9 protein-coding genes are annotated in these 11,719 nt (G+C 64.5%); 5 read left to right on the forward strand and 4 right to left on the reverse strand.

All coding sequences use genetic code 11. The annotated features are described in order from the left end of the window. Positions 1-11 precede the first annotated feature (11 nt). The 4 genes from WDO72_16710 to WDO72_16725 form a co-directional block, all read right to left on the reverse strand. Positions 12-1,898 carry an ATP-binding protein gene (locus tag WDO72_16710; protein ID MEJ0087315.1) on the reverse strand — a complete coding sequence of 629 codons (1,887 nt, stop codon included), beginning with the start codon at positions 1,896-1,898 and terminating at the stop codon, positions 12-14. Between the two features lie 77 nt (positions 1,899-1,975). Beyond that, entirely contained in the window at positions 1,976-2,728 is a 753-nt protein-coding gene (locus WDO72_16715; protein ID MEJ0087316.1) for a DUF1295 domain-containing protein, read from the reverse strand. Positions 2,729-2,757: 29 nt separating this feature from the next. Next, positions 2,758-4,044 (reverse strand): FAD-binding oxidoreductase, encoded by a 1,287-nt coding sequence (locus tag WDO72_16720; protein ID MEJ0087317.1) that lies wholly within the window; start codon positions 4,042-4,044, stop codon positions 2,758-2,760. A gap of 4 nt (positions 4,045-4,048) precedes the next feature. Further along, on the reverse strand, positions 4,049-5,419 hold the full coding sequence (locus tag WDO72_16725) for a glutamine synthetase family protein (GenBank protein ID MEJ0087318.1): 1,371 nt from the start codon (positions 5,417-5,419) through the stop codon (positions 4,049-4,051). A gap of 267 nt (positions 5,420-5,686) precedes the next feature. Between WDO72_16725 and WDO72_16730 the strand changes: the two genes are divergently transcribed. The 5 genes from WDO72_16730 (at position 5,687) to potA (ending at position 11,707) form a co-directional block, all read left to right on the forward strand. Then, the gene (locus WDO72_16730) at positions 5,687-6,433 is read left to right on the forward strand and encodes a gamma-glutamyl-gamma-aminobutyrate hydrolase family protein (GenBank protein MEJ0087319.1); all 747 of its coding nucleotides are present in this window, start codon (positions 5,687-5,689) and stop codon (positions 6,431-6,433) included. Between the two features lie 37 nt (positions 6,434-6,470). After that, positions 6,471-7,811, forward strand: coding sequence for a glutamine synthetase family protein (locus WDO72_16735; protein MEJ0087320.1), 1,341 nt, complete (start codon positions 6,471-6,473; stop codon positions 7,809-7,811). 10 nt (positions 7,812-7,821) lie between these two features. Beyond that, positions 7,822-9,204: an aspartate aminotransferase family protein gene (locus WDO72_16740; GenBank protein MEJ0087321.1), complete on the forward strand. Its 1,383-nt coding sequence runs from the start codon at positions 7,822-7,824 to the stop codon at positions 9,202-9,204. A 79-nt stretch (positions 9,205-9,283) separates the two neighbouring features. Further along, positions 9,284-10,435: a polyamine ABC transporter substrate-binding protein gene (locus WDO72_16745; GenBank protein ID MEJ0087322.1), complete on the forward strand. Its 1,152-nt coding sequence runs from the start codon at positions 9,284-9,286 to the stop codon at positions 10,433-10,435. A gap of 108 nt (positions 10,436-10,543) precedes the next feature. Beyond that, positions 10,544-11,707: a polyamine ABC transporter ATP-binding protein gene (gene potA, locus WDO72_16750; GenBank protein MEJ0087323.1), complete on the forward strand. Its 1,164-nt coding sequence runs from the start codon at positions 10,544-10,546 to the stop codon at positions 11,705-11,707. Positions 11,708-11,719 lie beyond the last annotated feature (12 nt).

The following is an 11,719-nucleotide window of genomic DNA, read 5'->3' on the forward strand; positions in this document are numbered from 1 at the left end:
GTGTAACGAGGTCATGCGGCAGCCTGCTTGTGGGTGGTCTCTTGGTGGGAAGAAAGGGCCGTCGAGCCCGCATCCGACACGGGTAGCCGGATGAAGAACGTCGTCCCTTTGCCCGTCTCGGTTTCGAAGTGAAGCGATCCTTTGAGTTTCTCGACCACGAGCCCGCGCGACAACGCGAGACCCTGGCCCGTGCCACGACCGACTTCCTTGGTCGTGACGAAGGGTTCGAAGATGCGACTGCGCACCGCTTCGGGGATGCCGTCGCCGGTGTCGCCGATCGAGACCTGGACGAAGTCTCCGATGGTGCAGGTGCGCACCGTGATGCGGCCCTTCTTGCTCGTGCCTTCGACCACTTCTTCGATCGCGTGCGCGGCGTTGAGCAGCAGGTTGAGCACCACCTGGTTGAAGTCGCCGGCGTGGCAATGCACGGTCGGGATCTCGCCGAAATCCGTTTCGACTTCCGCGACCGTCTTGTATTCGTTGCGCGCCATGTTGAGGGTCGTCTTGATGGCGCGGTTCAGATCGACGTCGGCCATGTTGCGCGTATCCGGATGCGCGAACTCGGTCATCGATTTGACGATCGAGCCGACGCGCGCGATGCCTTCGAGCGCTCGGTCCAGCGCGTCGGGCGCGTTCTCGAGGAAATAATCGACGTCGGCCGCTTCGTCGGTGTCATGCGCCTTCTTGGCCGCGCCGACCACGTCCTTGCCGGACAGGGCGCCGGCAGCGAGCGCGCGGTAATCGGCCAGGGCGTGCGGCACGTCCTTCAACGCGTGGCGCACGAATCGCACGCTGTCGGAGATGAATTGCACGGAGGTGTTGATCTCGTGCGCGACGCCGGCGGCGATGCGGCCGACGGATTCGAGTTTCTGCCCCTGCGCCTGCTCGCGCACCATGTGGCGCGCTTCGGTGACGTCGATCATCAGGCCGCGCAGAAAACGCATGTCGTCGACCAGCTCGCAGGAAATCGTCCAGCGCAGCTCCACGACGCGATCGTCAGCCGTCACCACGGAGCACAGGGTCTCGAACGTGCCCGGCACACATTCGTCGAGCTCGCGGCGCGCCTGCGCCTCACGCTCGCGCGGCAACAGCGCATCGAGGAACCCGCTCTGCTTCCAGCTCGCCTCCGGAATGCCCAGCATCTTTTCGGCCTGCGGCCCCACGTAGGTGAAGCGGCCGTGGGCGAGATCGAGCTCGAACGGAATGGCGCGCGTCGTCTCGGCGATCAGCCGGTACTGCTCGCGGCTGCGTTTGAGCTCGGCGGTGCGGGAGTCCATGTTCGCGGCCGTCAGTTCGTTGGTGAGCTGCAGGTCGGCGATGACGTCCGCGAAATTGCGCACGGTCTTGAGGTTCTGGTAGACGACGAACATGAGGATCAACGCCTCGGCTGCGATCCAGACGGAGTGATCGAAGACGCGCCACCAGGCAGTGGCTCCGATCGCAAAGGAGTCGGGCAGCAACAGGATGCGAATCAGAGGATAGGCGATGCCGGCCAGCGTGGCGGTCACCAGCACCATGCGATCGCGATAGAAAGCAAGGAAGGCGAGCGACACGAACATGTGGAACTGCGCTTCGGGGCGGCCTTCGAGCAACCACATGAACAGCGCCGACCAGGCCATCTGGCACAGCGCCACGAAATGCCGCGACCACCAGGCGTACGGGGCGGCGCGGGCGAACAGGATCGGCGGTACACACAACATTCCGCCCAGGATGAAGGTGAAGGCAACGCTCGACTCCCCGGGCAGCGCCGTTCTCCAGGCGAGCGCGACGGCGGCCACCCACTGGATCGCGAACAGCAGCCGGAACGTCGCATGGATGCCCACGGTGAGTTGCGCCACGACATCGTGACGCACTTCACGGGCACGAGCCGCGCGCTGCGTTGAATCCAGTTCGATCACGATATTCCCTGCTGTTTCCTGGTGCCGACTCCGGTTGTCTCCCGGCTTTATCGGCCCATAACAGGGCACGCTTTAGGCTATTTCCGCGCCGGGCCGGGGAAAAATGCGTTCGTTTTCAAGACGTAGTCGGCATACTGCGGCCGCCGTTTGCCGATGTCCTTTTCCAGCAGCGAGACACCCGAAACGCGCAGCAGCAGGAAGGTCATCAGCAGCGGGCCGGCAATCGCCCACCAGGCGCCGGCGGCCAGCGCGATGAGATAGAAGCCCCACCAGATGCAGAACTCGCCAAAGTAGTTAGGGTGGCGGGTGTAGCGCCACAGGCCCCGATCCATGACCTTGCCGGCATTGACCGGATCGCGCTTGAACCGCGCCAGCTGCCGGTCGCCGACGGCTTCGAAAATCATGCCGGTGAGCCACAGGAAGATCCCGGCGTAGTCGAGCCAGCCGATCGGCGCATTGCTGGCGAAAGCCCCGAGCAGCGGCAGCGAGATGACCCAGGCGAGCAAGGCCTGCAGCCAGAACACCAGCCACAGACTCTTGAGCGCGAAACGGGGCTGGTTGCGCGCGCGAATCTCCTGGTAGCGGTGATCCTCACCTTTGCCGATGTTGCGCGCCGTGATGTAGAACGACAGCCGCGCGGCCCAGATGGCGAGCAGCCACAACTCGAACGCGAGCCGCGGCGCGCGCGGATCGGCACCGAGGCCGTAGATCACGCCCGCCGCGAAGAACAACAGGCTCCACAGCGAATCGACGATGGCGACGTTGCGCAGCGGCAGCGAGAGCAGCCAGGTGAGGGTGGCCGCGACCACCAGCACCGGCAAAGCCGACACCCAGACGTGGAAGTCGAAGGCCGCGCCGCTCAAAGCAGGTCCAGGATGCGGAACCAGAGCATGGCCAGCACCAGCGCGGGCCGCCGGAAGTAGGTGCCGCCGGGGAAATCCATGTGCGGAATGCGGCCGTACATGTCGAATCGCTCCGCGGTGCCCGCGACCACTTCGCTCACCAGTTTGCCGGCCATGCCGGAGATGACCATGCCATGCCCGGACAAGCCCTGCACGAAGAGCGCGTTCGGCCCGAGACGCCCGAAATGCGGCGCGCGATTCATCGTGATGTCGAGAAATCCGCCCCAAGCGTATTCGATACGTACGTCGTCGAGTTGCGGAAACACCTTGGCGATGCGTTTGCGCAGCACACGCGCGGAATCGAAACCCTCGATGCCGGAATAACTGACGCGGCCGCCGAACAGCAGCCGGTGATCGGCCGACAGGCGAAAGTAGTCGAGGATCCAGTTCATGTCGGCGGCCGCGGCGTTGTTGGCGATCAGCGCGCGCGCGCGCTGCGCGCCGAGCGGCTGCGTGGCGGCGACATACGTGCCGATATCCATCAGTTTGCGCGCCAGCGAGGGCACCAGCCGGCCTAACAAGGCGCCTCCCGCGATCACCAGGTGCCGCGCGCGCACGCTGCCATGCGCCGTGTGCACGATGCTGTCGGCGGTGGCGTTCTGGGAGACGTCGAGCTTCGTGACCCAGGAGTTCTCGAAGATGCGGACCCCGGCGTCGGCCGCGGCGCGGGCCAGGCCGAGCGTGTAGCGGTAGGGGTGCAGGTGTCCGCCGTTGGAATCGTGCAGGGCGCTGGTGTAACGATCGCTCGCGATCAACGTGCGCAATTCCTCACGTTCCACCAAGCGGATGCTGTGGTAGTCGTAGCGCGAACGCAGGGTCTCGACTTCCTCGCGCAGCGTGTCGTCGTGACGGCGCTTCATCCCGAGAATCATGTGGCCGGGCACATAGTCGCAGTCGATCGAATGTTTCGCGATCAGCTCGCGTTGCAGCTGCAGGCCTTCGATGGACACATCCCACATGCGGCGCGCGTCGGCCGCGCCGACCGCCTTTTCCAGCGTGGACTGCTCGCAGGCGTACCCCATGATCGATTGGCCGCCGCTGCGCCCGGAACCGCCGTAACCGACATGTCTGGCTTCGAGCAGCGCCACGCGCAGACCGCGCTGCGCCAGGTGCAGGGCGGCCGAAACGCCGGAAATGCCGCCGCCGACCACGCACACATCGAAGGTGTGGTCGCCCGCGAGCGGCGCGTGCGGCGGTGGCGCGGGCGTCAACGCATAGTAGAAATTCCGGGCGTCCGCGGTCATGGCGTCAAAGAGGCCCGAGGTAACGCGCGATCTCGAGCGGCGTGACGAACGAATTGAACTCTTCCATCTCGGCGCGTTTCACCACCGAAAAGAGGTTGACGAACGGTGCGCCGAGCGCTGCGCGCGCGAACTCGCTGGTGGAAAATTTTTCGATGGCCTGCGACCAGTTCGTAGGCAGCGGTTCTCCATCCTGGACGTAGGCGTTGCCGGTGAGTACCGCGGGTGGTTCGAGCTCGTGTTCGAGCCCGTGCAACATGCCGGCCAGCACCCAGGCGAGCACGAGATAGGGGTTCGCATCCGCGCCCGCGAGCCGGTGTTCGATTCGCAGGTTGTCCGGATCGGAGGCCGGGACGCGAATCGCCGAACCGCGATTGTTGATCGACCAGGTGGGATGCAGCGGGACGTACGCTTCACTGCGGAAACGCCGATAGGAGTTCGGTCCCGGTGCGCACAAAGCCATCCCTTCGGCGAGTGTCACGAGCGTGCCGGCGATCACGTGCCGCAGCCGCGGACTGTCGAGCGGATTCGCCGCGGCGAAAATGTTCTTGCCAGCCGCGTCGAGCAGGCTGACGTGGATGTGTAATCCGCTGCCGGCCATGTCGCGATAGGGTTTCGGCAGGAACGTCGCCTCGCAGCCGTGCGCGCGCGCCACGCTCTTGACGACGCGCTTGAAGCGCAACGCCTCGTCGCAGACGCGCAGCGCATCGGGCGCGTGCTGCAGGTTCACTTCGTACTGGCCGGGGCCGTATTCGGCGAGCGCGGAGGTGGCCGGTACGTCCTGCAGGCGCGCCACGCGGTCGATCTCGGCCAGCAGGTTCGAATACTCGTTGAGATCCGTCATCGAGTTGATCTGCGTGCGGTATTCGCGCCGGCCGGTCAGCGGGCCGCGCGGCGGCTGCGGCTGTCCCTGCGCGTCGCGCTCCGCGTCGACCAGATAGAACTCGTATTCCATCGCCACGACGGGCGTGAGGCCGAGCCGCGTGAAACGCCCGAGCACGCCCGCCAACAGGTGGCGCGGATCGCCGAAGAACGGCGTGCCGTCATGGTCATGCATCGTCAGCTGCAGCTGCGCGACGCCATCCGCGGCGGCCCACGGCACCGGTACCAGTGTCCCGGGGATGGGCATGCAGGGGCGATCCGCGTCGCCGTCCGCGAACCCCAGGCCCGATGCCTCGACGGTGCCCCCTTCGATGTCGAGCGCGAACATCGAGCCGGGCAGGGGCATGCCGCGTTTGAAGACGCCGGCAATGCCGGCCCGATCGATACGTTTGCCGCGCTCGATCGTGTTCAGGTCGTTGACGAAGGCATCGAAGAACCGGATCTCCGGGTGATCGGCCAGAAAGCGCTCGAGCATCGATTCGGCGGCGCGGGTCATGAGAGGTCCAGTGTTTATTATTCTAGACGCCGACTGACGTCCAAGCGCCGCAGCATATGCCCGCCCCCGGAGGGCAGGCAAACAGGCTGCGAGGCCGATTTAGTGCCTGCAATGGCCGCAGCGCGGCCTGCATTGGCTCAAGCCTTCGTACCCCCGGCTGTGGTCTAATGACCGCCCTCGCCCTGACCGCAGGTGCGAGTCCGTAAAAGATAATAGACAGCGCACGTATCGGCCCATGAGGGCCATCCGCGTGAAAGCGTCGTGTTTATGAAAAGCAGACCTGTCATTGGCATCCCGGCGGACAGACGCATGATCGGGCCGCATCCGTTTCATGCCGTCGGCGAGAAGTACATCACCGCGGTCGTACAGGCGGCAGACTGCCTGCCGCTGCTGATCCCGGTGCTCGAAACGCCGCTCGACGTCACCGAGATCCTGGCGCGCGTCGACGGTATTTTTTTCCCGGGCAGCCCGTCGAACGTGGAGCCCGCGCGTTACGCTGGGCCGGCCAGTGTGCCGGGCACATTGCACGACCCGCATCGCGACGCGACTACGCTGTCGTTGATTCCGCGCGCGGTGGCGAGCGGGATTCCGGTGTTCGGCGTGTGCCGCGGATTTCAGGAGATGAACGTCGCCATGGGCGGCACGCTGCACCAGCGCGTGCAGGAAGTGCCCGGGCTCAACGACCATCGCGAGGACAAGGAACAGCCGCTCGACGTGCAGTACGCCCCGGCGCACGAAGTGACGCTCGAGCCGGGCTCGTGGTTGCGCCGGCTGGCCGGCACGGAGCGCGTGCAGGTGAATTCGCTGCACGCGCAGGGCGTCGATGTGCTCGCGCCGGATCTGGCTGTCGAGGCGCGGGCGCCCGACGGTTTGATCGAAGCCTTCAGCGTGAAGGGCAGCCCGAGTTTTGCGCTCGCGGTGCAGTGGCACCCCGAGTGGAAGGTGATGAGCAACGAATTTTCGAAGGCGCTGTTTGCCGAGTTCGGCAAGGCGGCGCGTAAAAAGACTAGTTAGGCCGAGAAATCAGGCCAGGAAAATCAGGATAGAGCCCATGGCAAACGAAATCAGACAGTTCCTGCGCGACCACGGCATCTCCGAAGTCGAGGCCATCATCCCGGACATGGCCGGCATCGCGCGCGGCAAGATCATGCCCGCCGAGAAATTCGGCGAGGAAGAGGGCATGCGCCTGCCGGAAAGCATTTTCCTGCAGACGGTGACCGGCGATTACCCGCCCGACACCGACAAGGCGATGAGCCCGGCCGAGATCGACATCATCCTCAAGGCCGACCCGCGCACCGTGCGGCGCGTGCCCTGGGCGGCCGAGCCGACCGCGCAGGTGATCCACGACTGCTTCTATGCGGACGGCCGGCGCGTCGGCATGGCGCCGCGCGGCGTGTTGCGCCACATCCTCGAGATGTACGCACAGCGCGGCTGGGAACCGGTGGTCGCGCCGGAGCTCGAGTTCTACCTGGTCGAACCCAACATCGACGCGGACTATCCGCTCAAGCCACCGGTGGGCCGCTCGGGCCGCGCCGAACCCGGCCGCCAGAGCTACAGCATCGCCGCGGTCAACGAATTCGATCCGCTGTTCGACGACATGTACCAGTTCTGCGAAGACCAGGACATCGAGATCGACACGCTGATCCACGAGGACGGCGCGGCGCAGATGGAAATCAACCTGCTGCATGGCAACGCCCTCGATCTCGCCGATCAGGCCTTCCTCTTCAAGCGCACCGCGCGCGAAGCGGCGCTGCGCCACAAGATGTACGCGACGTTCATGGCCAAGCCGCACGCGAAGGAGCCCGGCAGCGCGATGCACATCCACCAGAGCATCGTGGACACCAAGACGCGCAAGAACATCTTCTCGAGCGCCGATGGCACGCCGACGCCGTTGTTCTTCTCGCATATCGCGGGCCTGCAGAAATACCTGCCGGCGGCCATGGCCCTGCTGGCGCCGAACGTCAATTCGTACCGCCGCATCTCGCGTTTCCAGCTCGCGCCGATCAACGTGCAGTGGGGTTATGACAATCGCACCGCCGGGCTGCGCGTGCCGGCCTCCGAGTCCGAGGCGCGCCGCGTGGAAAACCGCCTGGCGGGAGCCGATGCGAATCCCTACATCGCGATCGCCACCTCGCTCGCCTGCGGCTACCTCGGCATGGTCGAGGGACTGCAGCCCTCCGAACCCATCTCGGGTTCGGCGCACCTGCTGCCGTTCTCGCTGCCGCGGTCGCTCGACGACGCCATCCGCGAGCTGCGCGAGTGCGAACCGCTGGTGCGGATCCTCGGCGACCCGTTCATCTCTGCGTACACCATCGTCAAGGAAGCCGAGTACGAAGTGTTCCTGCAGGTGATCAGCTCCTGGGAACGCGAGCATCTGCTGTTGAACGTCTAGGAAACCGCCCGTGGCCGTACTGACAACCCGCGAATGGCAGAGCCTGGACTCGGCCCACTACCTGCATCCGTTCACGGACTACAAACAGCTCGCTGCCAAGGGCGCGCGCATCGTCACGCGGGCGGACGGCGTCTACATCTATACGTCCGAAGGCGACAAGATCCTCGACGGCATGTCGGGCCTGTGGTGCGTGGCGCTCGGCTACGGCCGCAAGGAGCTGGCGGATGCCGCGTACCGGCAGATGATGGAGCTGCCGTACTACAACAGCTTCTTCCAGAGCAGCACGACGCCGGCCATCGAGCTGGCACGGCTCCTCAAGGAAGTCACGCCGCCGCAGTTCAATCACGTGTTCTATACCGGCTCCGGCAGCGAGGCGAACGACACGCTGCTGCGGCTCGTGCGCCGCTACTGGCAGCTGCTCGATCAGCCGGAGCGGAATGTAATCATTTCGCGCTGGAACGGTTACCACGGCAGCACGGTCGCGGGCGCCTCGCTCGGCGGCATGAAGCCGATGCACGAGCAATTGGGCCGCGATGGTGCCGTTCCCGGAATCGTGCACATAAATCAGCCGTACTGGTTCGGCGAGGGCGGCGATCTGTCACCCGCCGAGTTCGGGCTCAAGTGCGCGCGTGAGCTCGAGGCCAGGATCCTGGAGATCGGCCCCGAGCGCGTCGCGGCATTCATCGGCGAACCGGTGCAGGGCGCGGGTGGTCTCGTTATTCCTCCCGAGACTTACTGGCCCGAGATCCAGAGAATCGTCGACAAATACGGAATCCTGTTCGCCTCGGACGAGGTGATCTGCGGTTTCGGGCGCACGGGACAGTGGTTTGGCTGCGAACACTACGGCACCCGCCCGGACTTCATGACCATGGCCAAGGCCCTGTCCAGCGGCTATCTACCCATCGGCGGGCTCATGGTGGGGGACCGCGTGGCGGACGTGCTGATCGAGCGCGGGGGCGAGTTTTTCCATGGATTCACCTATTCCGGGCACCCGGCCGCCTGCGCCGTCGCCATCGCCAATCTCGAGATCTTCCGCCGCGAACGGGTGGTCGAACGGGTGCGGGAGGAGGCCGCTCCCTATCTAGCAACCCGCTGGCGCGAGCTGGCGGCGCATCCCTTGGTGGGGGAAGCGCGCTCCCTGGGCCTCCTGGCGGCCATCGAACTCGTCCCCGACAAGAGCTCCCGCCGGTTTTTCGAGCCGCGCGGCGAGGTGGGACTGCGGATGCGGGATAACTGCACGCGCAACGGGCTGGTGATGCGGGCGACGCGCGATACCTTGTTCGTCGCGCCGCCATTGGTAATTTCGATTGCCGAAATCGACGAACTACTGTCCAAAGTAGTGCGGTCTTTGGATGAAACCGCCGTGTGGGCGCGAGCCGAGGGCTGGCTATAGACGCGGTCGCTGTTATATAACGTGTCCAAAGACGCGGACGTGTGGGTCTCACGCCGCGACAACTCTAGGGGTCATAGAAATGTCCACACGCAGCCTGTCGGCTCTGGTTTCGGCTTCCTGTCTTTTTCTGCTCATCGCCTGCGGCAAGAAGGAAGAGGCTCCGCCTCCCGCCGCCGGGCCCGCGGCTCCAGTCGTGGACACCGATGAAGAGAAGGTCGTCAACGTCTACAACTGGTCGGACTACATCGAGCCCACCGTGCTCGAGGAGTTCACCAAGGAGACCGGCGTCAAGGTCAACTACGAGGTCATGGACTCCAACGAGCTGCTCGAGACGAAGCTCGTCGCGGGCCGCACCGGTTACGACGTAGTCGTCCCGTCCGCCTCGTTCCTCGCCCGCCAGATCAAGGCCGGCATCTACCAGAAACTCGATCCGGCCAAGCTGCCGAATCTCAAGAACCTCGATCCGGACATCACCAAGCGCCTGCAGGTGTTCGATCCGAACAACGAACACGCCGTGAACTACATGTGGGGCACCTCGGGCGTGGCCTACAACGAAGAGGCGATCAAGGCGGCCATGCCGGACGCGCCGGTAGATAGCTTCGCGATGTTCTGGGATCCGAAGGTCATCTCGAAGTTCGCCAAGTGCGGCGTGTCGATCCTCGATGCCCCGTCCGAAGTGGTCGGCACCGTGCTCATCTACCTGGGCAAGGACGCGAACTCCGAAGATCCGGAAGACCTCAAGGCGGCCGAGAAAGTGCTGCTTTCGGTCCGCCCGTACATCCGCAACATCAATTCCTCGGCCTACATCGAACAGCTGGCGAACGGCGAAATCTGCCTCGCGCTCGGCTGGTCGGGTGACGTGCTGCAGGCCAAGAGCCGCGCCGAGGAAACCAAGAAGCCGTTCACGATCAAGTACAACATTCCGAAGGAAGGCGCGGTCATGTTCTTCGACAACATGGCCATCCCGGGCGATGCCTCGCACGTGAAGAATGCCCACCTGTTCATCGATTACATGCTGCGCGCCGATGTGGCGGCGAAGAACAGCAACTTCATCAGTTTCGCCAACAGCAATGCTGCTTCCTGGCCATTGGTGAACCCGGAAATCAAGAACAATCCGGGGATTTTCCCGACGCCGGAAATGATGCCGAAGCTGGTACCCGATCTTCCGGAGAGTGCGGAGTTCACTCGAACCCTGACGCGCACCTGGACGCGCTTCCGTACCGGCAAATGATTCTGGGAGGCGCCGCTTAGGGAGCGGCGCCTCCTTGGTCCTTCAGGAAGGGTACTTCGAAAGTAAGCGCTTTCCCGCAGAGGGTTCTCATTGCAACGGGGGTCTGCCATGCAAGCGGCGGAACGACGCGTAGATAAGAGCAAAACCAAGAACGAGCCTTGGCGTGATCCGCACGCCGAAGCCTACGTGCGCATCGAAAACGTCACCAAGCGTTTCGGCGACTTCGTCGCGGTCAACAACGTTTCATTGAAGATCTTCAAGGGCGAGATCTTCTGCCTGCTGGGCGGTTCCGGCTGCGGCAAGTCGACGCTGCTGCGCATGATGGCCGGCTTCGAATCGCCGAGCTCCGGCGCCATCTACCTCGACGGCCAGGACATGGCGGGTGTGCCGCCCTACAACCGTCCGGTCAACATGATGTTCCAGTCTTATGCGCTGTTCCCGCACATGACGGTCGAGAAGAACATCGCCTTCGGTCTCGAGCAGGAAAAGGGGCTGAGTCGCGCCGATATCGCCACGCGCGTCACCGACATCCTCGACATCGTCAAGCTCGGCACCTTCGCGGCCCGCAAGCCGCACCAGCTCTCCGGCGGCCAGCGGCAACGCGTGGCGCTGGCGCGCGCGCTGGTGAAACGGCCCAAGCTGCTGCTGCTCGACGAACCGCTGGGCGCGCTCGACAAGAAACTGCGCGAAGCCACGCAGTTCGAGCTCATCAACATCCAGGAGCAGCTCGGCGTCACCTTCATCGTCGTGACCCACGACCAGGAAGAATCCATGACGCTGGCCTCGCGCATCGGCGTCATGAATCGCGGCGAGATCGTGCAGATCGGCACACCGACGGAGATCTACGAATTCCCGCAGAACAAGTTCGTCGCCGATTTCATCGGTTCGGTGAACATGTTCGAAGGCACGATGATCGAAGACCTGCCGGACCACGTGCGCATCAAGTCCGATGAACTGGGTGGCGTGATCTACGTCGATCACGGCATCAGCGCGGCGCCAGGCGCCATCGTGTACACGGCCGTGCGTCCCGAGAAGATCAACATCCTGCGCACGCCGCCGGCCGACACCAGCGAAAACTGCGTCAAGGGCGTCGTCAAGGAAATCGCCTACATGGGCGACGTGTCCATCTACCTGGTGAAGATCGACACCGGCAAGATGGTCCGCGTGACGCTGCCGAACGTGGAGCGCATGTCCGATGACGAGCGCATCGGCTGGGAAGAAACCGTGTGGCTGAGCTGGCATGGCTCGAGCCCCGTCGTCGTGACGCAATGAAACGGCCCGAGA

The sequence above is a fragment of the Pseudomonadota bacterium genome, assembly GCA_037200975.1.
Taxonomy (GTDB): Bacteria; Pseudomonadota; Gammaproteobacteria; order Steroidobacterales; family Steroidobacteraceae; genus CADEED01.